The sequence below is a fragment of the Streptococcus sp. 27098_8_69 genome (assembly GCF_041432445.1).
In the GTDB taxonomy this organism is placed as follows: Bacteria; Bacillota; Bacilli; order Lactobacillales; family Streptococcaceae; genus Streptococcus.
On the sequence record NZ_JAPVZO010000026.1, the window covers coordinates 1 to 23,852 of the forward strand.

20 protein-coding genes are annotated in these 23,852 nt (G+C 36.7%); all 20 read left to right on the plus strand.

Translation table 11 applies throughout. The annotated features are described in order from the left end of the window. Positions 1-915: LPXTG cell wall anchor domain-containing protein (locus O3658_RS08690; protein ID WP_371560892.1), on the plus strand; the 915-nt coding region annotated here is incomplete at its 5' end. A 71-nt stretch (positions 916-986) separates the two neighbouring features. Continuing rightward, positions 987-1,406 carry a hypothetical protein gene (locus tag O3658_RS08695; protein ID WP_049503650.1) on the plus strand — a complete coding sequence of 140 codons (420 nt, stop codon included), beginning with the start codon at positions 987-989 and terminating at the stop codon, positions 1,404-1,406. Between the two features lie 80 nt (positions 1,407-1,486). Further along, positions 1,487-1,714, plus strand: coding sequence for a hypothetical protein (locus O3658_RS08700; RefSeq protein ID WP_371560894.1), 228 nt, complete (start codon positions 1,487-1,489; stop codon positions 1,712-1,714). Positions 1,715-1,723: 9 nt separating this feature from the next. Continuing rightward, positions 1,724-2,473 carry a conjugal transfer protein TrbL gene (locus O3658_RS08705; RefSeq protein ID WP_371560896.1) on the plus strand — a complete coding sequence of 250 codons (750 nt, stop codon included), beginning with the start codon at positions 1,724-1,726 and terminating at the stop codon, positions 2,471-2,473. A gap of 56 nt (positions 2,474-2,529) precedes the next feature. Continuing rightward, the gene (locus tag O3658_RS08710; protein WP_371560898.1) at positions 2,530-2,904 is read left to right on the plus strand and encodes a hypothetical protein; all 375 of its coding nucleotides are present in this window, start codon (positions 2,530-2,532) and stop codon (positions 2,902-2,904) included. Continuing rightward, on the plus strand, positions 2,846-5,209 hold the full coding sequence (locus O3658_RS08715) for a VirB4-like conjugal transfer ATPase, CD1110 family (protein ID WP_371560900.1): 2,364 nt from the start codon (positions 2,846-2,848) through the stop codon (positions 5,207-5,209). The genes O3658_RS08710 and O3658_RS08715 overlap by 59 nt, the downstream gene beginning before the upstream one ends. A 10-nt stretch (positions 5,210-5,219) precedes the next feature. Beyond that, a complete protein-coding gene (locus O3658_RS08720) occupies positions 5,220-7,946 on the plus strand; it encodes a phage tail tip lysozyme (RefSeq protein WP_371560902.1) in 2,727 nt (908 codons plus the stop codon). Positions 7,947-7,982: 36 nt separating this feature from the next. Continuing rightward, positions 7,983-8,639: a hypothetical protein gene (locus tag O3658_RS08725; RefSeq protein WP_371560904.1), complete on the plus strand. Its 657-nt coding sequence runs from the start codon at positions 7,983-7,985 to the stop codon at positions 8,637-8,639. A gap of 10 nt (positions 8,640-8,649) precedes the next feature. After that, entirely contained in the window at positions 8,650-8,889 is a 240-nt protein-coding gene (locus tag O3658_RS08730) for a hypothetical protein (protein ID WP_371560906.1), read from the plus strand. After that, the gene (locus O3658_RS08735) at positions 8,882-9,784 is read left to right on the plus strand and encodes a hypothetical protein (RefSeq protein WP_371560908.1); all 903 of its coding nucleotides are present in this window, start codon (positions 8,882-8,884) and stop codon (positions 9,782-9,784) included. The genes O3658_RS08730 and O3658_RS08735 overlap by 8 nt, the downstream gene beginning before the upstream one ends. A 1-nt stretch (position 9,785) precedes the next feature. Further along, positions 9,786-10,334 carry a DUF3801 domain-containing protein gene (locus O3658_RS08740; RefSeq protein WP_371560910.1) on the plus strand — a complete coding sequence of 183 codons (549 nt, stop codon included), beginning with the start codon at positions 9,786-9,788 and terminating at the stop codon, positions 10,332-10,334. Further along, a complete protein-coding gene (locus tag O3658_RS08745) occupies positions 10,331-12,166 on the plus strand; it encodes a VirD4-like conjugal transfer protein, CD1115 family (RefSeq protein ID WP_371560912.1) in 1,836 nt (611 codons plus the stop codon). Before O3658_RS08740 ends, O3658_RS08745 begins: the two co-directional genes overlap by 4 nt. 12 nt (positions 12,167-12,178) lie before the next feature. Next, positions 12,179-13,471 carry a hypothetical protein gene (locus O3658_RS08750; RefSeq protein ID WP_371560914.1) on the plus strand — a complete coding sequence of 431 codons (1,293 nt, stop codon included), beginning with the start codon at positions 12,179-12,181 and terminating at the stop codon, positions 13,469-13,471. Positions 13,472-13,539: 68 nt separating this feature from the next. Beyond that, the gene (locus O3658_RS08755) at positions 13,540-18,333 is read left to right on the plus strand and encodes a PBECR4 domain-containing protein (RefSeq protein WP_371560916.1); all 4,794 of its coding nucleotides are present in this window, start codon (positions 13,540-13,542) and stop codon (positions 18,331-18,333) included. Between the two features lie 48 nt (positions 18,334-18,381). Next, complete coding sequence (locus O3658_RS08760) at positions 18,382-18,690, plus strand: hypothetical protein (protein ID WP_000569541.1); 309 nt, start codon at positions 18,382-18,384, stop codon at positions 18,688-18,690. A gap of 221 nt (positions 18,691-18,911) precedes the next feature. Beyond that, positions 18,912-19,280 (plus strand): plasmid mobilization relaxosome protein MobC, encoded by a 369-nt coding sequence (mobC, locus tag O3658_RS08765; protein WP_004241637.1) that lies wholly within the window; start codon positions 18,912-18,914, stop codon positions 19,278-19,280. After that, complete coding sequence (locus O3658_RS08770) at positions 19,271-20,947, plus strand: helical hairpin domain-containing protein (protein ID WP_371560919.1); 1,677 nt, start codon at positions 19,271-19,273, stop codon at positions 20,945-20,947. The genes mobC and O3658_RS08770 overlap by 10 nt, the downstream gene beginning before the upstream one ends. A gap of 90 nt (positions 20,948-21,037) precedes the next feature. Next, positions 21,038-21,844, plus strand: coding sequence for a ParA family protein (locus O3658_RS08775; RefSeq protein WP_371560921.1), 807 nt, complete (start codon positions 21,038-21,040; stop codon positions 21,842-21,844). A gap of 52 nt (positions 21,845-21,896) precedes the next feature. Next, the gene (locus tag O3658_RS08780) at positions 21,897-22,121 is read left to right on the plus strand and encodes a hypothetical protein (RefSeq protein WP_049504152.1); all 225 of its coding nucleotides are present in this window, start codon (positions 21,897-21,899) and stop codon (positions 22,119-22,121) included. 345 nt (positions 22,122-22,466) lie between these two features. Then, complete coding sequence (locus tag O3658_RS08785; RefSeq protein ID WP_371560923.1) at positions 22,467-23,789, plus strand: ISLre2 family transposase; 1,323 nt, start codon at positions 22,467-22,469, stop codon at positions 23,787-23,789. Positions 23,790-23,852: the final 63 nt, after the last annotated feature.

Here is a 23,852-nt window from a genome sequence, read left to right on the forward strand (position 1 = left end):
TTCTACAAGACCTACGTTCAAACTGGAGAAGTTCTGACGATTACTAATCCAATGACTGTTAAGAAGGAATTGGGTCAAACAGGTGGTAAGTATGAGAATACAGCCTACCAAATTGATTTTGGAATGGCCTATGTAACTGAAACAGTAGTCAATAATGTTCCAAAGATTGAACCGAAGAAAGATGTAGTGATCGACCATTTAAGCAAGGAAAGTTTAGATGGAAAAGAGGTCAAGATGAATCAAACATTTAATTATAAATTAGTTGGTTCCTTGATTCCAAAAGATCGCTCAGAACAGTTGTTTGAGTATAAATTTAGCGATGATTACGATGAAACACATGATGATTATCAGAGTGTTTATCAAGTGTTTGCGGCTGTAGATTTTGAAACAAGTGATGGTCAAAAATTCAAAGCTGGTGATGAATTAACTAAGTTTACAAGTCAAGTAGTAGACAAGGCTAAAGGTAAAGTAGATATTAGCTTTGATGATACTTTCTTGAAGTCAATTTTAGAGACATCAGAGTTTCAAGTAGAAGTATATCTACAAATGACACGTATTCAGTCAGGAACAGTAGAAAATACTTACTATCATACGGTTAATGGTGTGGAAGTTGTTTCCAATACGGTTGTGACTCATACTCCAGAAGAACCAAAACCGGAAGAACCGAAAAATGAAGAGCCAAAACCGGAACCAAAGCCAGAGCCAAAACCGGAACCAAAGCCAGAGCCAAAACCGGAACCAAAACCAGAGCCAAAAACTCCTGAAGAACATCCGCAACAACCAGTAACTCAGCCAGAACGAAGCTTGCCTTCAACAGGGGAGAAGGATTCTGCAGATTTACTATTAGCTGCTCTAGCAATGGGAAGTGTTGCTACAGGCTTGCTTTACAGCAAGCGCAAGAAAAAAGAGGCTTAGAATACTCTAGGAACCTTTGAAATAAGCTATTTTTATGGTATAATAACGGTAAGTCGTGGAGGAGTAGGATAATGAAATTTGGGAATGATTTTTCCTGGCTGTGGGTAGCTATCATTAGGATTTTTACAGCTCCCTTTTATATCGTTCTTTGGTGTATTAATGTTGTAAAATCCACTATTGGTATGTTTATTCTTTGGGTTATAGCTAAAATATGTATAACAATCGTATTGATTGGGGGAATGGCAATCATTCATCATCTATTCAATTTCCCAAGCGAAAACATAATTGATAATATTTTTGGATGGTATACACCGCATATTTTAGGAATGTCCCATGATTCACTTATTACTGCTGGTCAAGTGGTTGATGCTCCAAAAGGAGGAGGGTTATTTTTCCCATATCCGAATTTTGAAGTTCCAATTATTATTGGCCTCAGTATTCTAGTAGCTACTGTTCGGACGATTTATCGTGAAGAATTTGAAGAATTATAAAAATAGTATTGTGTTTGGCACTGTAGAAATCTCTGCAGTGCCTTTTGTTATAAAAATAAAATTAAAAGAGGTAAAACAAAATGGAACTCATTACAAAAATTATTACTGGTCTAGGTGCACTCGGAACAGTTACAGGTCTTATTTGGATCTGGAATGGTTCATATGACTTTCTCCAAGGAAGAAAGAATCATGATAAGCAAAGGAAAGATGAAGGTTCTGATTCTATGACTCATGGTGCATTTCTGGCCATATCTTCTGCGGGAATTTCAGCCGCTATCGTTGCAGCACTATCTCTAATAAAATTTTAGGAGTAGCCTATGAATTTAGATATTAGAGAGCTAACAAGCTCTCTTTCTAGTTATAGCTCTGCTACAAATCAAGCTGTAAATATGATGGCTGATGCAGTCAGACCTATTGGTTATATCCTTTTAGCTCTTTTTTTCTGGTTTGAAATGGTATCATGGACGCAAATGGTAAAGTCGAGGGGAGGTGCATTAACACAGAAGATTTGGTTAGAGGCTTTAATGAAATATTTATTTGCTTTAATCATGATCTCTGCCTCATCTCAAATTTGTGATGCCATTCTGGAATTACTTAATATTGTTGTGAAAGTGATTGCTCATGTAACACCTACCGTTAAAACAACCATTGATTCTAATATTTCTGGTGGGAAAGGAATGATTGAAAAAGCTATCATTACCTTAGTCGGAAAAGCTGTAAGTGGAGTGGCTAACATAATTTTAGGGATTATTGTTTTCCTACGTTACTTGGATTTGTATATGCTTAAAGCTATAGCTCCATTGTTAGTAGCGTTCTTTATGATGGACTCGTTACGATCTGTTACGATTAATTTCTTGAAATACTTTGCGGCCTCTGCCCTTATTGGTGTCATCCTAATTATTGTTTCTGTTGTATATGATTCGATTGTTGCAGCAGATATCCTAAAGGTTACGACTGGTTCCAGTGATTCATGGGGAACAGCCTTTGCTTCAATTGCCAAGGGGGTTATCTATATTTTTGTTATGGTTGGGTCTAGTCGAAAAGCCAAGCAACTTTTAGGAGTGTAATCCATGTCTAGAAAAATTAGAATGGATCGATGTTATTTTGTGTGAAAGGAAACTAATTGAAAAAAATTGGATCAGAATTTTTAAGAGAATTTGAAACAGAGGACAGACCTATTTTATTTGGATTAACAGGTAGAATGATTGTTCTCTATGTATGTTTGGTAATAGCTGTTTCAGGTTCAATTACGATATACTTCTTTGGTTTACCTGATTGGTACATTTATCTTTGGGATGCTATTTTTGTTCTTCCTGGGGCAATGTACGGTACAGGTATGACCAAGAGAATACGGATTAAAGAAAAAATCAATTTCTTTTTCCGAATTCAACAAAGAAGCTATGAGACAGAATTTGGAAAGGTAGGAATTTATACAAAAGATGAGTTTATTCAAAAGCAAAAGAGAAAAACTAGAAAACGCAGAAAAGAAAAGAATTGAGCGCTTGCGTCGTCAGATGAAACCTACGACACAAAATACAATCAATTATACACTTCTACATGAAGATGGATTGATGCACATTGCTCGTGAGAAGTATTCTCGTAGCTTCATGCTGGGGGATGCTTCTTACTCAACTGCTCAACAAGATGAAAAAGAGAGCATCATCGATACAACGATGGATGCTCTTAATTCACTGGATGAGGGCAGTAACTATCAACTCTTAGTAATTAACCGTAGAGTATCGGATAATTCCTTGCAGAATATCTTGTTTGAAGAAACAAACGATGGCTACGATGACTATCGAGAAGAGTTAAACGAGATGATTAAGGAGCGATTTACGACACACGCTAACAACTTTGAGGTACATAAGTATGTGACCATTTCAACGAACGCTGATGATCGAAAACAGGCTCAGTTGTTACTACAAGATATTGGAGTTTCACTAGGAACACAATTTCAGGAATCGGATATTACATTTAAGGAAATGAATGGTTTGGATCGTCTAAAGGTCTTTTCAGAACTATTACGAGGAAACCCGTATGTCAATTTTGATTATCGAGAAATTGCTCTATCTGGATTATCAACTAAATCATTTATCGCTCCGAACCGAATTGAGTTTCAAGAAAAACGGATGATTATTGATGATAGTTGGGCCAAGGTACTCTATGCCCACCGATATCCTAACTGGATGTCTGATCGTCTCATTCGTGATTTAACGACACTGGGATTTGAACTAGCCATTACTATCCATGCAGAGCCCTATGAGAATGTTGAAATCTTAGAAAAGATTAACGATGCAGAAATGGATGCTGAAATTGGGAAGCTACGTTCTAAACGTAAGGCTGCTCAATCTGGTATCTTTGATGATGCAGTGGTTGCTGGTCGTGACCAAGAAATCTCAGAAGCTACCAAGAAGTGGCGAGATGAGATTACTGAGTATGATCAGAAAATCTTTTCTGGCTTGATTGCAGTGTATTTTAAGGCAGATAGCCAGGAGGAACTACAACGTAATGAGCAGAAGATTAAGCGTGCTGGACGGAAGCTAGGGGTAGAATTTGAAGACCTCTATTATTACCAGGAAGAGGCTTTAAATACGATTCTACCTATCGGTGAGTGCTTCTTGAATGTGAAGAAGAATTTCATGAGAAAGATGACAACAGCTAATATTGCTACACAAGTTCCTTTTACTAACGTGGATTTGAAGTCTGACAGCTCACTTGCTCGCTACTATGGACAAAATCAGTTATCGAATAATATCATTACACTGGATCGAAAACGTGATCTGAATACGGGTTCAGGTGTTGTGCTCGGTTCCTCTGGATCTGGTAAATCTACTACGATTAAGGGTGGAGAGGTAATTCCGACTTTGCTGAAATATCCAGAAGATCGAGTAATCATTGTGGATCCCGAAGATGAATATTCTGATATTGGTCGTGCTTTCGGTGCTCAGATGGTGGATATTTCGATTGGTTCTAAAACACATATCAATCTCTTAGATCTACCAGATCTGGATCGTTTGGACGATGAGGATGACGATCCGATTGGAGATAAAGCAAACTTGTTGATGGGATTATTTGAATCGATTCTATCTGAGGTAACAGATGCACAGATTGGGATTATTGACCGGGTAACAGGTGTGACTTATGAGCGCTATTTGACAGATGATTTCACTCCAACGCTAAAAGAATGGCACCAGGTATTGAAGGAACAACCAGAGCCAGAAGCTCAAGATTTAGCTTTAGCGGTAGAAACCTATACAACTGGTTCTCAAGATATTTTTGCTCACAAAACAAACGTGGATCTTAATCATCGCTTTGTTATCTTTAATCTGAAGAAGTTGTCTCACAAGTTGAAGCCGTTCGCATTGATGGTTATTCAGGATTATATCTGGAATCAAATTGTAGAGAATCAAGGGAAATGTACTACGTGGGTTTACTTTGATGAGATGCAGATTCTATTTAAAAATAAGGCCCAAGCAGACTTCTTTACTACGTTATATTCACGTATTCGGAAATACGGTGCGATTCCAACAGGAATTACACAGAACGTAGAAACGTTAGCTGCTGTTGAAGAAGGTCGGAAATTGCTGTCAAACAGTGAGTTCATGATTTTGCTCAAACAAAAACCCCAGGATTTGGCTATCTTAAAAGAGATTGTTAACTTGACTGACAAACAGATTCGCTACTTGGCTCGGCCAAAAGCTAAAGGTACTGGCTTAATTGTAGCAGGGCCAGTTGTAGTGCCATTTGAAAATCCAATACCTAAGAATACTAAGTTATATAACTTAGTCGCAACAGACGCTTAGGAGTCTCATTATGGATCAGGAGAAAGGCAGACCAAAAACAATCGGTCATAAGATAGATCAGAAGCTGGAAACAGTCCGGAAGAATTACCGCACTGTTCAACAAGATAGTGCTTTGCGAATGAAAGAACTAAAGTCACAATCACGTTCTACGAATCGCATCGTTAAGAATGCTCATAAACAATTTAGAGCTTCAAGAGCCAAAGTCAAAAAAATTCAAAAAGAGTATAAGAATATCCAGAAACAGGGAAGAAAGCTTCGGAAAGAAGGGAAGGATCTTCGTCCAGAAGAAATCAAGAAGCAGGCTTTTCTTAATCAGGAATTGGATAAAGCAAAGCTAGAGAAAAAAGTTTCTAAAAAAACTTATAAAGTTGCTCAAGAGGCTAACGGTGGATCACGGAAGAAGAAGTTTCTTCGTGCGGCCAAACAATCTGTAGAACGAGTTGCTAATCAACAGGCTAGTTCTACAGCTCATCAGGATGATACCCTTTCAGATATAGCAAGAGCTAAATATCGGTATCAGGATATTCAGATTCAAGGGAAACGGATTAAAACGATTGGGAAATATAGCGGTAAGCTTGGTCAAGGAGTAGTTAAATCAAGCTACAGTCTAGGAAATAGATTCTACAATAAGGCTAAAGGGAGAGGCTTCACTCGAACCCCAAGAGAATTTTCTTGGGAAGGGAAGTTATCTCGACAGATACAGGCTTATAGAAAGCGCTTAGCTGCATCTAAGATAGGGAAGGCTGCTAAGAAGGCTAGAAAAGTTTATCGTTTTGGATCTAAACCGATTAAAGCTATTATCAAAAATCCATTTAGCTTAAAGGCTTATCTGATTGCTTTTGGTCTGCTTTTGTTTCTGGCAATACTTGGTATTGGTAGTTCAGGAATTACCCGTCAAGATGAGTTTGATATGAATGATACCTGGTTGTATCTTTCAAAATTGGATCGTGAAAAATCGAATGATAAGGTAGATTATTGGACAAAAATTGATGATCCGCTTTTGTACTTGAATTATAAGTATGATGATATTTCAGATAAACTTCGTATAGACGGGAACAAGTATTTTTCGCAAAATACTCGTGGGAAACTATACTTAGATACCTTATGGAAGAATTTGAATGGGGATAAAGATAATCTTAAAACAATGGAAGATCTTTATACTAAAAATGACCTTTACAAGTTGAGTGAGGATGAGTTAGAAGAGTATAAAGAACTCTTAGAAATTGCTCGAGATAGCGGAAAATATATGTTGCTACAAGAACTAGATAATCCATTTTATACAGAAGATCAACCTGAATCAGAAGCTCCCCTTCAGATTATTGATCGTTTTGGTTATAAAACTACGAAGGAAATCTTTAAGGGTTCTGTTTTGCAGGCCACAGGTGGACAAACTCTATTAGCTGTTTTAGATGGGAAAGTCGAAGTCAATGGTAATGATTTAGAAATTAGTGATGAGAATTCCAAGTTTCTATATAAGAACGTAGATACGATTCGTTATAAAACAGGAGATCATGTTAAATCTGGAGATATCATTGGAAAGGTCGCATCTGAAGGAAATCAAACGGTCTATTATCAAAAACTAGAACCTGACCGCTCAAATAAGAAAGATAAAGATGGTAATGTTGAGAAGAGTTGGACTTATGTCAATGTCGGTTTTTACTTCCAGCGTGTAGAGTACACACAAGCAACGTCTGTTGTGAGTAGTATTGAAACATCTGGAGAGAAAGGAAAACGTGCGAGAGCTTTTGCAGATGCGATTAAAAAGAATATACCGGAGGCAACCGATGAAGGAATTGCAGCTGTTTTGGGAGGATTTGATATTGAGAGTTCCATCACTTTTAAACGTTATGAAACGGACTATCTAACCAATAATCAATTTGATAAGGTTGCTAAAGAGCCAACTGCAGAAAATCTAGTTGGTAACTGGGGAGCCTTTCAAGCTATGTATCCAAATTTACATTTAAATAAAGGAGAGTACATGGTCAATGGTTTACACTATATCGGGATTGGGATTGGTCAGTTTACTGGCCCCCGTGCTCTTGCATTGTGGAATTTTGCAAAAGAGATGAATGGAGATATTTGGTCTGCGGAAGTTCAAACTAAATTTCTATTAGAAGCAGATGATCCAATTAGACGAGAAGCTTTTAAAAGAATTGTAACCTCAACAGGTTCCGTAGAAGCTCTTGCAGAGGACTTTTTGAATGCTTGGCTGGGAGTACCAGGTAATAAGCTTTTAGAACGACAAACTGCAGCTCGTCAATGGTTAAATTTCTTAAAAAATAAAGGAGGAGGTTCAACAGGAGTTTCGAGTCAACAAGTTCCAGCAGAGTATAAGGACAAACTTCCGTATGGACTCCCTACCGATCAAGCAATTCTAGAGGGTCAAGGTTATCCAGGTAATGCCTATGCACTAGGAAATTGTACTTGGTATGTCTATAACCGTTTTGCTCAGATTGGAACTGGAATTTATCCATATTTAGGAAATGCCAATCAATGGGTTGATAGTGGTCAAGCTCAAGGATATGAAATTTCAACGACTCCTAAACCAGGTTCTGCAGTTGTATTCATGAATGGTGTAGCTGGAGCATCACCAATCTATGGCCACGTTGGATTCTGTGAGTATGTCAATAGTGATGGTAGCTTCTTAATGTCAGAAATGAACTTTGCTGGTTTATACCTTACTACTTGGCGAACCTTGACACCACAATCAGGCATCTATTTTGTTACCCCTAAATAAGAAAGGAAAAGAATGTATAATCAAAAGTTAATCAAAATGGTAAAGAGACTCCTTATCGGAGTCGCTGCCGTTTTATGTATTATCCTGGGCTATTCTATTGCTCAAGTACAACAGAATTTGAGACAGAATAGTCAAGTTCAGGAAGAGGCAAAACAGAAACCAGAAGAGAAACAACAGGAACAACTATCTCTTACTGAACAGCAAGTCGAGGACTTTCTAATTGCTTACTATACCAAAAAGGATTTAGAAGAGAATCGTCCACGCTATAAGCCTTTTATGACTGATTCTATGTATCAGGAAACCATTCAAGAAGAACAAAAGCCAGTTAACCAGACCTATAAGGGGTATGTGGTTGACCAATCTTATGAATCAGGCTCTATCTACATTGATAAAACACATAAAGTTGCGTTGGCTCAGATTCAATATTCTAGCACAACCTTAGCAGAAAAAGATAATCGAGATTCTAAGGGGCTTACTGGTATCACTAAGGCTACCATTCGATTGACCTATGTAGAACAATCAGGTAAACTATTGGTCAATAAAATTGAGCCTATTGTCTTGACTGAAGCAAAAGGGCAAAGTATAGGCACTTATTCAGACACTAGCAGTTCAAGTTCGACTTCAGTTTCCTCTTCATCAACCACAACACCTACATCCTCTGAACAAACAACCGCAACCAGTAGTAACCAATAAGGAGAATTGAATGAATAAAAAAATAGAACAACTTGAAGGTAAGCTTGAGAAAATCAGGAGAGAGAAGGAAAAAGCACAACGACAAAAAGAAGAAGCAGATAAAAAAATCAAGAAGTGCATAGGTCAAGAAAAGGATTTGGAAGCACAGCTTTTTGTTGCCCTTTCAGAAGAAAGTGGCTTATCCTATCAGGAAATGAAGGAACTCATTTTTCCAGCACAATCAAGTAACCAAGGAGTGAACCATGTATAAAATTATCAATCAACTGACTAATCAAGAGGAAACTTTTGAGTACCGAGATGATTTGTTATCAAGGCTAGAAATCATCAATGAGCGAATGAAAAGTAATAAAATAAATGGAATCTATCGACTTTATTCTCTTAATCCTGAAGGTGAAATCCTACAAGAGCTTAGTCTTGAAATACCTTTTGTTGGAATCATTGATCAGTTGTTGGAAAATTTTGGTACGAGTGGTGGGAAGAAAAAGAGAGGTTTTCTTCATTTTTTAGCAAAACATAAAGAAAAGAAGTCCTCGCAAGATATACCAGAACCTCAACCCCAACCCGAGTTCCAACCAGAACCAGATCCTGAACTAGAAGATCTAACGGTAAAGAAAGAGGCGAATATGGCTCGTCAAAGAATTGCTGAGCTAGTTTCTCAGAAGCCTAAAGATGAGGTTAGAGAGGAAGTGCCTTTGGAAGATAAAATTACCTATTCTTCTAGTGAATGGACTACAGATCATTTCAGTAGATTAGATGAAAATGAGGAAGAACGAGTAGAACCTTCACAAGATGAAAATACACAGGATGCAGCTACAGAAGAAGTAGCACCAGTTGTTGCTACATTTAGTCAGGAAGAGAATAAAACGCTTCCTGATCAAAAGGCTGAACCTTCCTTCTCTCTTTCTCATGCGACTACAGTAAATGTGCCTTCAGAGGTTATTGATAGCTTTGAGGCTCAGACGGTTACTTATAAGCAATCTATTAAAAATAAAATCAAATCCAACGAAGATTTTATCAAGGAAGCCAATGAGGAAATTGCTCAGTGTCAAAAAAGGATCGATGAGTTGCAACAACAGATTCTTGCGAAAGACTCTCAAGCTTCTCAATTGAAGGATCTTTATTTCAAAATTGAAGAGGTGAGCTAAAATGGAACAAGAACAAGTGGTAGCCCAATTAGGACGGGCAACTCTTGTGACAGGAGAGGTAATCTTAAAAGGACTCTTCTTGGTGAGCTCTAAAGCAGTTGAAATTTATCAAGCCAGAGGGGAGAATGTAGTCTTTACTGGTGATACAGACTGGAATAAATTCATGGCAACAGCAGATGCTAAAGAAGTCCAGCAATTACTACATAATGAAGTCAATCTCGAGGCAGTTCGAAAAGAACTGGGCCAATACGGGATTGGCTTTTCTTTTTATACTCATCCAGATGGGAAGACAACTCTTGCTTTTAATGCAAAAGATAAAGGTGTTGTCGAACAAGCCTTTAAGGATGTCCTAGAAGGAATCACAAGAGATCCGAAAGGATTCAATGAGCGAAACCTTAAAAATGGAAAAACGACTTCTTTTGAGGAAAAATTGAAACATTTTAAAGCAGTTGAACAAGAGAAAATTAACTCTCTTCAGGTAAACATTCATACTAAGGAGTTTGTTCTTCCAGAAAATATCGAACCACAGATTGGAGGGAAAATAAAGTGATTACAGTAAAGAAGAAACGGAGATTTAGACCGTATTTGTTGTTAGGAATTGGTCTATTCTACCTCTTTCATTGGCTCTTTAAACTATGGCTGATGGCACCTGATACAGACTCAGTAACGGATGTATTCGGTCTTGAAAAGTTTAACTGGATGAGCGATCATCTGAGCGATAAATCTTGGTTTGATTTTCAATTCACACAAACTTCTTTATTGATAGGAATAAGTGGGTTTCTGATTGCTTTTCTATTGTATATGAGAGTGACAGATACAGGTACATACAGGTATGGGGAGGAACATGGATCAGCTCGCTTTGCAACTAAAGAAGAGTTGATGAGATTCCGAGATGAAGATCCTGAAAAGAATATGATCTTTACTCAAAATAGCCAGATGGGACTATTTAATAACCGATTGAGCTTTGAAAATCAGATTAATAAAAATATTTTGGTGTATGGTGGTACAGGGGATTCAAAGACACGTAGTGCTGTAAAACCAAATATTTTACAAGGAAATTCTAGTTTTGTAACCACAGATACCAAAGGGATTTTGATTCATGAAACAGGGAAGTCTCTTATAGAAAAAGGCTATAAGATGAAGATTTTTGATTTGATTACTTTCTTGAATTCAGATGGTTTCAATGTTTTTAGATATATTCATAATGAAATGGATATAGACCGAGTGGCAGAGGCTATTACAGAGTCTCTCAACAGAAATGGTCATGAGGGAGATCCTTTTTGGCCAGCAGCCAATAAACTCCTGATGCGTTCTCTAATTGGCTATCTTTATTTTGATGGTAAGCTCGATCACTATCTGCCTAATTTAGGGCAGGTTACAGATATGATTCGAGAATTGAGAAGAAATCATCCAGAAGCGGAGAGTCCTGTTGAATTGATGTTTGAAGACCTGGAGAGAAGGAGCCCAGGGAATTATGCTAGTAGGCAGTGGGATCTATTCAATAAAAACTTTGATGGCCAAACACGGGCTTCTGTTTATGCTATCTTTGCAACAACCTTCTCAGTATTTGATCATGAGCAACTAAGAAAGATTATTGAAAAGGATACACTCGAGATTGAAAAATGGAATATTGAGAAAACAGCAGTTTTTATTCATATTCCAGAAGTGGATCCAGCTTACCAGTTCTTATCTGCCCTTCTTTTTAGTACCATTTTTGATGTGCTAATAAAAACTGCAGATGCAGTTATATTAGGTGAGCATCCAACAAAGACCAAGGAAGACTTATTGCATCTACAGGTGTGGGCGGATGAGTTTGGTCAGATTGGGAAGATTCCTAATTTACCACCAATTATCTCAGTTATTCGTTCTCGAGAGATTTCTATCAAGATGATGGTACAATCTCAAAGTCAGATTGAAGTATTATATGGTAAAGAAAATACGAAGACGATTATCAATAACTGTGGTGCTATTCTTTATTTAGGATCCAATGACTTAGACACGCTTAAGTACCTATCTGAGCGATCAGGTAAGCAAACTTTGAATGATCAGAATTATAGTGAGAGCAGAGGAAGAAATGCCAGCAGCTCTAAGCAGAACTCTAAAATTGGTCGAGAACTGTTGACACCGCATGAGGTGGCTACTATTGGAACAACAGAAGCCCTACTCTTCCTATCCAAACAAAATGTCTTTCGAGATCAAAAATTTAACCTGGATACGCATCCAAGAGCCAATCTCCTAAGCAATGGCCCAAACGATGACAATTGGTATCGATACAAGCGCTATTTGAGTGATATTGATGAGTGGAAAGACCAGGTTGGGGAAGAAAATGTTATTCATATTGGGATTAAGGAAGTTGAGGAAGTTCCTCTCAGAGTGAGTTAGAAAGGATAAAGAATGAATACATTACCACAAAAACAATTTAAACGAATGAAGCGTGAAGTTGAGGAGGAGACTGCACGAGGGATTGGTTATTTTGAGGGGATTTTAGAACATATTCCTTCTTATCCCCTATCTGAAGCAGTAAAAGAATTGGCTTTAGCTGGTTGGATTACACCTCATACAGATGTCGTTGATGTCCAAAATATGATTGTTACAGAATCCATAAAATGGATGAATTATCAAGATTTTAAAAAAGTTGCTCCCTATTTATTTTCATATCCTCGAGAGCAAAGAAAGAAAGATTTATTGGTTCGACCAGTGAAGATTTCCAGAGAGTATTTTGAGGAATTGAAGGCCAATGCAGAAGAATTATTTCACTTGGAGCAAGACTTGCTTCAGGTTAATGATCAATTAGATGCTAAGATCCAGGAATTGGAGATGGATCAGCTACCAAATGGCGATCAGGTCATTGGAGTTGATCTAGAAGCTGAGGAGGTATTGTTACTGCGAACTCCAGAAAATGCTCAGGTTGAGGAGTGGGAGGTTCGTAAAGATGGCTTGATTACTGATTATCGTTCCAATCTTTCAGAAGCAGCTCAAATTGTGGATGCTTTGCTTGAAATGAAGAATTCGGAGATTGATACCATTCTCTACGAAGAAGTAATCAACTATTCTAAGAGAACTTGGCCAGATTCGGAACCAATACAACTTCCAGAAAGTATCAAGGAAATGTTGAATCAAGAAGCTAGGCTAGACCCTTCATATTACCAAATAGCACGATTTGAAACATTAAGACAAGCCTATATTTATGGGATGGTTTCACCTAGCTTCCAGGAACATTTCCCTCATTATTCAGATTTCGTTAGGAACTATGTTGAAGATAGGGAAGAATACGAATTTTTCGATTATCGTACAGAAGCAGTCTCTCTAGCTCAAGAAATTTTAGTCTCCCGTTTAGACGATATTAATCAGATTTTAAGTACGAACAATCAGGAGTTAATCGTTCAAGAAGTCACTGGATATTCTCAGGGTGAAAGCTGGGAACTAGCTTATTTACGGGATACAAAGACGGAAGATAGAGAATCTGTTCAGTTCTATCTTGAAAGTGAGATTGGAGCTTGGTATAAGGGGAGTTTAACAGAGTTGGATATTATCCGATTTGATGATATTGATTTAGAGAAAGGATTTAATGGCCATCAGGAAGCAGTCTATCATATCGATGAGAACCTATTAGTTCATGATAAGCTAAAACAAGCTCAACTCCATTTTCCTGATTTAAACCGTTTTGTAGAAGCAGAAGAACTTTAGAGAGAACAGACACAAGATATAGTCGCAGAAAAAGAAGGGCCAGAATTTTCATTGTAGGGAGGTAACAGATGGCATTAAGTAAAGAAGAAGCCAAAAGATTATCTATTATTTCTGTTGCAGAGCAACTAGGCATAGAGTTAAAGCGTACAGGAAGCCATAGTTATACCTGGATAGAGCACGATTCATTTGTGATCGATGCAAGAAAAAATGAATTTCACTGGAATTCAAGAACTGAATTTGGAGATGTCATTCAGTTAGTACAATCCATAAAAGGAGTTTCTTACAAAGAAGCGATGCATTTTTTGGAAACTGGAGAATTTAAGCAAGTTAATGCAGAAGTTCAGATGGCTCCAAAAGAGCCGTTTCACTATAATTTGGAAAGATATGAGCGTCAGGATTTCAGCGCCTCTAGAAGCTATTTGAAGGCACAGAGAGGCCTTTCAGATGATACGATTAACTTCTTTATTAGCCAAGGAAGTATAGCGGAAGCAATCCGAAAAAAGGGAGACTATTTTGAGCCTGTGATTGTCTTTAAGTATAAGGACAACACAGGCTTTTTAGCTGGTGCTAGTCTCCAGGGAATAGTAGAGAATCGAGTGCATTATCCAGAACGTGGGCGCTTAAAACAAATTATGAGAAATTCAGACGGACAACTAGGATTTTCAATCGATATTGGTACTCCTAAACGTTTGGTATTTGCGGAAGCTCCAATCGATTTAATGAGCTACTATGAGCTTCATAAGGATACTCTTCAGGATGTTCGCTTAGTAGCTATGGATGGAATCAAAGATGGTATCATTAGTCGAAGATTTATGGAATTATATGCCGAGATGAACGGTAAATCCTATCAAGTGGATCAGAATGTTGGAAAAACGCTAGAAACTGTAGTTAGAACAACGAATTATTTTAAAGATGGTCAGCATCAGGATATGATTACCTTAGCTGTAGATAATGATGCAGCTGGTTATAGTTTTATCACTCGATTGCAGGAAAAGGGGATTCCAGTACAGATTGCGATTCCCCCTATTATTCAGGCAGACCAGGAGAAGGAAGATTGGAATGATTTCCTGAGGAGAGATAACGAAGCTCCTAAGAATCTGGCGCATGTTTATATAGCAGATGAAAAGTCCTGGCATTACCAGGGTTTTTTTGAGAAGGAAATAGCTCTTGCAAAAGCGCAAGAGCTAACTGCAGAGGATGTAAAAACTTTTGTGTCAGATAGGCAATTGACAAGGGAAGAAGTTCGTCAAGAATATCAAACAATTATTAATCAAGAAAGAGGGAGAAAAAATAGTATGTCGGAATTGCATGAGAATAGTAGTGAGCATGAAGAAGATTTAGTAAACAATCCTCAACAAGCTGATAGAGTACTTATTCAACCGGAAACACAAGCTATAATTGATTCTGGAGAGGTCAAACAATGGGCTAAACATCCAAATATATACTTTGTAAAAGGGCTACGTTTTGTAGCTCTAGAAATGACAGAAGAAGGAAAATTTGAACAATCATCTCAATATCTCCCTAAAACGGAGGAGGAAAAAGAGGTGGTAAACAAGTTACTGTACAAACAAAAAAAGCAAGATGAAGTAGTTCTAGAAGATGATCAGAGTTCTGAATTGAACATAGATACTAGTAATTTATCTCCAGAAGATGCGGAATGGCTAAAGAAAAACTGGAATAATATAGGCTTTTCTGTTCAGTCAACTAGACTCGTTGAAACAACTACAGCTTCAGAAGAAAAAGAAAAGCCTCTTGATAATAATCAAGAGACCAACACTGGGGGCGAACTATTGAATCGCAATTCCAGTTCTTTAGGAGTAGAAACTCCAGGGACAGCACCGCAGCCCGTTGAGAAAAATTCTCAACCTGATTTTCCTGCCAATGTTCATTTTCATTTTACCATCGATGAGGATCGAATGTCAAATAAAACCTTCAGAAAAAACATGCGAGCGTTAAATTTATACGCAAACGCAATGAGGGACTCGGCTCAATGGTATCTAAAAGAAATGTCAGGGACAAGTATCCATTATGTTTATAAGAATCCAGAAGAAAAGCAATTCCAAATTCTAAATGTTAAATTTGACAAGAAAAATTGGATGCACTTAACTGGAGTAACACCCGTATATAATGAGTGGGTAGAACATTTATCTGAGTCATTCGTTGAAGATGTTGCAGCTGGGAAAGGGCATTTCAAAGATTTAAAATTTGCAAATGGAATGTCGGATAAACTAAAAGTTTTGAACTTATTACCTGAGGTGATAGAGTCAGATTCCTTTGTGTTTAACGATCTTTCATCTGTAAAGAAATTTAATAATCTGGATCTTTCAAAAGCAATTAGACCAGAAGATACTGATTTGTTATTGTTATTCAAAGAAAAGGAATTTACTCATGTCCCTGCATCTTTAATGAGAGTGAAGGGGGATTTAAGTAAACAACTGGAAGACATAGATACCGGCACAATTCTCGGTGTCTATAGAGAAAGAGATGGTCAGATTGAACAGCTATCGATTAATGATGAATATGTTAAAGATGGTGGCGAGGAAATGCTATCCGTCTTGAGAAATAAGCAGTATGAAGAGGTTCCTAAAGAATCTGAACAAACAGCTTCAGTAAATACTATAGATAAAACTTCACTTGATTCAGTAACTTTTACTCAAGTTTTGGATACTGTCTATAATTTAGGTGTGCCAGGTGACATCTCAAAAACTCCAGAAGAATTTCATCAAGCATGGAATCAATATCTTGACTATGCGAAGAAGCACAATGATAAATTTGATCAGATTGTTGCAGCTGCTGGGGAAGATAATCTCTTGGATGTAAATTCAAACTTCTATAAAGAATGGCAACAAGATCATGTTTATAAAGATGACTACCATGTTCGTCTTCAATGGTCTGAGGAGCGTCTAGATGGCCCGCAATTGCCCTTTAAAGAAACAGAGCTGATATCTTATCAAGATTTCGCTAAAGAGCTTTACAAGGCTAATCAGAACTTCTATCCGTTACATCAGGAAGGGGTAAAACAAGTGACTGGTGGTCACCCAGAAGCCTACATTTCCCCAACTAAGATCCAGTTTAGTATCTACGCTCCTGACGGTGAACTGATTCAGGATGGCATTCGTTACGATATTGGAGATGAGATTAACCCAATCGTTCATAAAGAAAGACTTGGTACACGAGAAATGCGAGAGCATCCAGAGTTGATGAAGATAGATGGGGCATTATTTAATCAGTATCATCTGGAGAGATTAGCGAGTGAACTAGATATTTCTCAGTTCAGTTACGCTTTGGAAGATACTCCTTATGCAGATCAACTGTTATCTCAAGTACCTTACGGAGTGTTAGAAAATAGTCCGATTGGTTTTTCGGATAGTAGTCATGATAGTCGTCTAGGATTTATTTCTTTTGATGGAATGGATAGTGTTGAGGTCGAAAATCTATCTGCTTGGTTTGAGAAGTTGGGAGTTAAGGATTCTCCAATGGAACAAGTAGCTCTTGTAGAAAAATGGCAAAAAGAAATTAAAGATTTATCAGAAAGAGTTGAACAAACCATCGAAAATATCCGAGATGAATTTGAAAAAACACAAGTCAAGAATTCACAAAATACACCAGATAATCCATACGAAAAAATTTATCAGTATAACCGAAAAGATGAGAGGGATCGTGATTTGGATGGTGATGGTATTTCCAATTCTGATGAGATGTTGCAAGGAACAGATCCATACAACGGTGCTTCTAACCTTCATAAAAAACAGGAAGATAGAGAAAGAAGGACAGATGTTGAAGCGGAAACTGGAGCTATTATAACCGATGCAATTGCTGCTAAAAGTTCAGAACAAACCATTTCCCAGTTAGTCGCAAATAAAGATACAAAAGCTTTAGCTGAACACTTGAAAGAGGGAATGAAGAACTATTTAGATTCAGAACAGTTTAAATCGTTCTTGGATACGATGAGTAAGTTTCACAACTACTCACTCAACAATATTCATTTGCTGAAGATGCAAAATCCTAATGTTTCTCAAGTTGCTAGTTTCAATAAATGGAAAACAGATTTTGACAGAACAGTTAAAAAGGGTTCAAAAGCTCTGAAAATCTGGGTTCCGTATCAAGTGAAAACTAAGATTTCTGCTAATCAAAATGAGTTGAGTTTTTCTCCATCTGAGAATGAAATGGAAGAGAAGGAAGTCACAGTTACTCGATTCAAGTTAGGGAATGTCTTTGATGTATCTCAAACAGAAGGAAAAGAATTGCCAAAAGCAATTAATGAATTGACTGGAGATGTTAAAGATTATGAAGATTTGTACCGAGCAGCCAAAGCTGTTTCAATGGATAATCAGGTTCCTATCAGTTTTGAAGAAATTAAAAGAGAGAGCACAAATGGTTATTATTCTCCAAATGAAAATCGAATTGTTATTTCAAAAGGCTTAAAGGGTCAAGAACAGATTTTAAAAACCATTTTTCATGAAATGGCTCATGCAGATTTACATAGAGGAAGCAATGCCCAATATGGGGACGACCAATATCGTAAGCAAGAATTACAAGCTGAAAGTGTCGCTTATGTCGTAGCTAATCATTTTGGTTTTGATACGAGTAGCTACAGTTTTGGATATTTGGCTATTTGGGCAAAAGATAAAAATGGTTTTGAAGATATGGTAGAACAACTGCAGGTTGTTCAGAAGGAAGCAAAAAGTTTGATTGATCGGATGGATGCTAAGTTAGAATTAGTGAAAAATAAAACTGTGACGAAAGATAAGTTTGCTGATAAACTCCAACAGGCAAAAGAAAAATCTGAGCAGTTGGGGAATCAAAAGGCGGAAGCTGTAAAGCAGGTGGAAGAAAAAAAGTCCCTGAGCAGTCCTCAATAATGGAGGCATTAGTTCGTAGGAAGAAAAATAAAAAAGGAGAAACAGAAGATGATTGAACATCTAAAACAAGAAACTTTTGATCTTTTAATGGAGATATTTTTTGAGGATGAGGCTACAGATTCGCCAAAAGTGAATGAAGTTAACCAGCACATTTCACGTAAGGAATGTCTCTACATTCTTCGTAGAGATATGCGAATTAAAACAAACTATGAGCTAGAAGAAGTAGAAATGTATCCCATTGCACTTAAAGAAATTGAGGGAATGAGTGATGAACGATTTGAGAAACTAAAAGACGAAATCCTTAAAACGGAGATGGTTGATACAATGGAGCTTCTACTGGAAGACTTAAAAGTTTAGTCAAACTTTTCCCTCGTGATAGAACAAGATTCCTGCTTGCAGGGATTAGGGGATTGGGGATTTCCCCAAAGATTTAAAAAGTCAAGAATAGTCAGGGATGACACCCTGACTAACTTTGACCTTTTTAAAAACAGCATTTGGGTACCCAAGTGCTAATCTTGCCAGAAGAAAAGGGCTCTAAGCCCCTTAAGCAAAATTGCCAGAATAGAGGTGAAGATTTTTTGAAAAATAGAGAAAAGCGAAAACGAATGATTCAGAAAAAAATTCGTTTAACGGAAGAAGAGGCACGGTTTATTTCAACAAAGGTTGCAGAATCTGGAATGACAAATTTTAATGCCTTTGCCCGAATTATGTTGATTATGGGTGAGGTCAAAATCTTAAACTTTGAAGAATTGAGAGAATTGCGTAAGGAAATAAATCGGATAGGGGTCAATATTAATCAGGTCGCAAAAAAGGTAAATGAAGATGACCAGGCTAGCCTAACTGAACTGAGTCAGATTCTTGAATTGCAGAAACATTTGAAAGATACAGTCAGCCAATTTATCCAAAAACAGGAAAATCAAACAAAGGAACAAGAGCGATGGTTGTAACAAAGGTTCTTCAGATAAAGGGTGTAGCTTCTTTAGGACGGTCTACAAAATATATTGAGGATGAAGCAAAGACGGTCGAGCTGACTGATACAAAAAGTTTAAATAATGCTTTACGCTATATCGAGAATCCATCTAAAACGAGTTTTTTAGAACAAGATGAACAGTTTGAATTTCCAGCAGTGGTTAAAGATGGCCGAGTAGTCAAGCAACTGGTATCTACTTATGGAATTACAGACTCTAGCACAGCAACAGAAGAATTTCTTTTGACCAAAAAGAATGCGGCTCAACGAGCAGGGACAAAAGAGCTATCGGATATTCAAAATCCGAATCGAGTGTTGGCTCATCACATCATCCAATCATTTTCTCCTGAAGATGATTTGACTCCACAAGAAATTCATGAGATTGGTCGAAAAACGATTTTAGAATTAACTGGTGGACAACATGAATTTGTCATAGCGACTCACATGGATAAGGGACACATTCATAATCACATTATTTTCAATTCAACTAACTCTGTTACCTTAAACAAATTTCGTTGGCAGAAAAATACTGCTAGAAGTCTATTTAATATTTCCAATAAGTACGCTGACCTAGCTGGAGCTAAAATTCTCAAAGAGAGATTATGGACTAATCGAAAAACGTATCATGCTTACCGAAAGAAAAATTCATTTCGTTATGAAATTAAATCTCGTTTAGATTTCCTTTTAAAACATTCAAGCTCCTTAGAAGATTTCAAGTCTAAGGCACGAGCTTTAAATCTAATAGTTGATACTTCAGGGAAGGAAATAAAATATCGTTTAACTGACCAGGATCAAACAAGAAATGTTCGGGATCGCACATTATCCAAAAAAGGAAATTATTCTTTGGGGAAAATTTCTGAGAGAGTAGTTGGTAACGAGGTGACCTTCTCTGTCGATGAAATTAAATCTGAATATGAAAAAATGGTTGCGGAACGAGAAGATGATTTTGAAATGAGAATCACAGTTGAAGAATGGCAGGTGATGGAAGAAACAAAAAATGGGATCTATCTTGAAATGGAATTTGGGATTAGAAATAAGGGAACAATTCTTATTCCAGCTCATCAGATTGAAAAAGCAGAAGATGGCTCTTATGAAATTTTTATCAGAAAAAATGACTTATACTATTTTGTTAATCCTGAACACGCTGATAAGAATCGTTACATGAAGGGAGAAACAGTCGCTTCCCAGTTGTCGTATGATAATGGAGAAATGATTATCCGAAAAAATCCTAAAATCTCAACTTTGGATCAGCTTGTTCGTGAATATAATTATCTATCTGCTCATGGAGTGACAGAAGGACAGCAATTTGATGAATTGTTAAATCGTTTTGAAGAGGAACTGGAAGAAGTAGATAACTTGCTTGATAAACTAGATCAACGCTTGGGTGAGCTTAATAAAATTCAGTCTGCATTTCTTGCATTGGAATCAAGCGATCCTCAGGAAGTGAAACTAGCTATTGCTATTATGAAAGACTTGAGAGTAGATCCTAGCACTCGCAAATCTGAGATTGATAAACTTGTTAAAGAGGCAACCTTTGAGCGCCAGGCTTTGTATCAAAGGGTAGAAGCAATTACAAAAGATTATAAGCTACATCAAGACATAGAGAAAAATGTGGAGCAGCGTAAGGAAAGAGAAACTTCATTGTAAAAAAATAATTATAAATATAATTATAAACATATTGACAAATATAATTATAATGGTATAATAGAAATATAGAAAAAGGGATGGAGAAATAGAATGAAGATTATCACATTTGCCGCTATTAAAGGCGGTGTTGGGAAAACGACTTTAACTTTTAATTATGGGGAATGGTTGGCTAAGAAAGGTCATAAAGTTCTCTTTATAGATTTAGACCATCAGTGTAATTTGACTCAGTGCTACAATATTTACGAAAGCAAGAATACGATTGCGAATGCCTTCAAAGGAGGTGACGTGGATATTAAGCAAGTCAAGGAAAATATCAGTCTAATTCCAGGATCGGTTCAACTTGATACTGTAGAACGAGATCTGGAGAACAGCGATAAGAAAAATATGCTACTTTATCTTTGGCTAGAGGATAACTACGAAAAGAAGAAGCTGGATCAATTTGACTATATCTTGATTGATTGTAGACCGGACTTTGCGACAGCTACTAAAAATGCTGTTGCGGTCAGTCACGCTATTATTAGTCCCTTGACTCCTTCAGAGTTTGGTTATAATGCTAAGTTCAATCTATCAACTCGATTAGAAGCTTTCAGGAAGGATGTAATCGATTATCGCACTAGAGAGTCATACATTACCGCTGAGTTATATTTTCTAGCAAATATGATTCGACCAAACTATGGATCATCAAGAGAATTACTGGAAGCCCTGGGACTTGAAGCCAAAGAAAAGGGAACAGATAACCTTCTAGGAATTGTACCAGCAAAAGAGTTATTCAATCATTCGACGATTGATAAGGTCTCTATTGCAGATATGAAGGAGAATCCTGAGCTTTATCAAAAACACAAAAAGTTTTTTACTGAGATGGAGCAGACTTTTTCAAAAATTTATGATACAATATAATTATATTTATAAACACAAATACAATTATAAATATAATTAAAAGGAGATTGTTATGGCATTCACACCAAAAGAAAAAGAGATTTCGCAGATTATCGAAGCAACCCACCAACCTGAGCAGATTTCAGAGGTAGCCAACTTTGAAAGTTTTGAACGCAAAAAGCAATTCCAGTTTACATTGAAACCAAGTAATCGGAAAAAATTAGATAAGATTGCTAAAGCAGCCGGAGCAAAGTCTGCATCAGATTATCTTGATAGGTGGCTAGAAAGTTTACAATAAAAGTTGTAGTTATATTTATATTTATGAATATAACTATAAATATAATTACAAATATATTCTAAAATTATTTTAACTCATTGCTTTTGTTGCTAAATGAGTCATATTAGCTATGAGATGATACTACTGTTAACTACCTAAAGTCTGGTTTAATACCAGGCTTTTATTATGCACTGAAATATTTGAACTATTGATACTCAATTAAATCGCTTTTGTATTTTGTAATAATAAATAGGGCATTTATTTTAAGAGATGTCCTATTTTATTCTTGGAACAAAAATAAATTTGATGACTTGTTTTAAAAATCATACAATTTTCATAAGAATTGAAAGGGAAATGAAAAATTGTATGAAACAATTTGATGAATTGAGATTTAGTAGTCAGGAACAAGAAAAGACAAAGCAAAATTTTTTACAGCATATTGCACAGTATGATGAGTCGATAAGCTCCAGTATGAGATCAAAAGGATATCGTTGTAAAAATCAAGCTGAACGTACCGTAGCTTTTACATTTGGAGAAGTGACCTTTTCTAGAAAACGTTGGTATAAGAATGGTGAATGTAGAGTACCAGTTGATGAAATGTTAGGCTTAGAAAAAAATGTACGTCATTCACAGGAACTATTGTATCAAGCTGCGGTTCTAGCTACAAAACTACCCTATCGTCAGGTAGGAGAGACAATTGAGATGGTTTATAATGTAACTGTCACTAAAGATACCGTCAATAAGGTCGTCAAATTAGCCAATCAATTACTAGAAGAAAAGGATGATTATCGATTTTTTAAAGAAGAGAAGAAGATTGAAAAAATTAAAGCAGATATCATCTACATAGAGGGAGATGGTGTATATGTGAAAACATCTGAAGATGGTTCTGAAAAAAAGAATATGGATTTATCACATTTTGTAGTTCATACAGGCTCAAAACAGATTGGCCCAAATCGTTTTGAGCTAGAAAATAAAAAAGAGCTTATCCGATTGGATAATCGCTCAGCTCGTAGAGAATTGTTAGATTTATTGGAAAATGAATATGAAATTACAAACGAGACAATATTAGTTACTAATTCTGACTGTGGCAAGGGATATACTCCACATGTATTTACTGAAATTGCTAAATCATTTAATGTTAAGAGACATGAGCATTTTTGGGACGAATATCACTTGAACAAAGAAATCAAAGAATTTACAAAGTCTTATCCAAGAGAACTGAGAGAAGACTTGTTTCAAGCTATTCGAGAGCACAATAAGAAATTATTAAGGCGTTCACTAGATACTATAGAGTCATTGGTTAATAGTGAAGAAGGACAAGAAAAATTTGAATATTATTCGAGTAGATTCATGAGGAATTTTCAGTATACAAAACCAGCGGAGATGAGAGGACTTCCAAAGTCAGGTATTGGGATTATGGAGAGTCAACATCGAAAAATAACGTATAGAATGAAGCATAGAGGGATGTATTGGACAAGTGAAGGAGGGGTAGCCGTAGCGAATATGATATTGTTAGAGCGTGAAGGGAAATTAAGAGATTTATTTTTTGGGGAATGGAAGAAGGACTATGATAAGTATATTTCATTGGATCATATTAGTGCGGATAGTGTTCGTCCTAAAGATGACTCGAAAGACTACAAACTCCCCCGTTTACATAAAAGTATAGAAAAAATATTTAAGATGAAATAATTTTAGTAAAATTACAGATATAAAAAAGCAAAAATTTCTAGAGAGATTTGGGCTTTTTTGGCA

Excerpts from the sequence above, each read along its gene's own strand:
- O3658_RS08695 (WP_049503650.1), top strand. The coding sequence starts at position 987 with ATGAAATTTGGGAATGATTTTTCCTGGCTGTGGGTAGCTATCATTAGG.
- O3658_RS08700 (WP_371560894.1), top strand. The coding sequence starts at position 1,487 with ATGGAACTCATTACAAAAATTATTACTGGTCTAGGTGCACTCGGAACA.
- O3658_RS08705 (WP_371560896.1), top strand. The coding sequence starts at position 1,724 with ATGAATTTAGATATTAGAGAGCTAACAAGCTCTCTTTCTAGTTATAGC.
- O3658_RS08715 (WP_371560900.1), top strand. The coding sequence starts at position 2,846 with ATGAGTTTATTCAAAAGCAAAAGAGAAAAACTAGAAAACGCAGAAAAG.
- O3658_RS08720 (WP_371560902.1), top strand. The coding sequence starts at position 5,220 with ATGGATCAGGAGAAAGGCAGACCAAAAACAATCGGTCATAAGATAGAT.
- O3658_RS08725 (WP_371560904.1), top strand. The coding sequence starts at position 7,983 with ATGGTAAAGAGACTCCTTATCGGAGTCGCTGCCGTTTTATGTATTATC.
- O3658_RS08730 (WP_371560906.1), top strand. The coding sequence starts at position 8,650 with ATGAATAAAAAAATAGAACAACTTGAAGGTAAGCTTGAGAAAATCAGG.
- O3658_RS08735 (WP_371560908.1), top strand. The coding sequence starts at position 8,882 with ATGTATAAAATTATCAATCAACTGACTAATCAAGAGGAAACTTTTGAG.
- O3658_RS08740 (WP_371560910.1), top strand. The coding sequence starts at position 9,786 with ATGGAACAAGAACAAGTGGTAGCCCAATTAGGACGGGCAACTCTTGTG.
- O3658_RS08750 (WP_371560914.1), top strand. The coding sequence starts at position 12,179 with ATGAATACATTACCACAAAAACAATTTAAACGAATGAAGCGTGAAGTT.
- O3658_RS08755 (WP_371560916.1), top strand. The coding sequence starts at position 13,540 with ATGGCATTAAGTAAAGAAGAAGCCAAAAGATTATCTATTATTTCTGTT.
- O3658_RS08760 (WP_000569541.1), top strand. The coding sequence starts at position 18,382 with ATGATTGAACATCTAAAACAAGAAACTTTTGATCTTTTAATGGAGATA.
- O3658_RS08770 (WP_371560919.1), top strand. The coding sequence starts at position 19,271 with ATGGTTGTAACAAAGGTTCTTCAGATAAAGGGTGTAGCTTCTTTAGGA.
- O3658_RS08775 (WP_371560921.1), top strand. The coding sequence starts at position 21,038 with ATGAAGATTATCACATTTGCCGCTATTAAAGGCGGTGTTGGGAAAACG.
- O3658_RS08780 (WP_049504152.1), top strand. The coding sequence starts at position 21,897 with ATGGCATTCACACCAAAAGAAAAAGAGATTTCGCAGATTATCGAAGCA.
- O3658_RS08785 (WP_371560923.1), top strand. The coding sequence starts at position 22,467 with ATGAAACAATTTGATGAATTGAGATTTAGTAGTCAGGAACAAGAAAAG.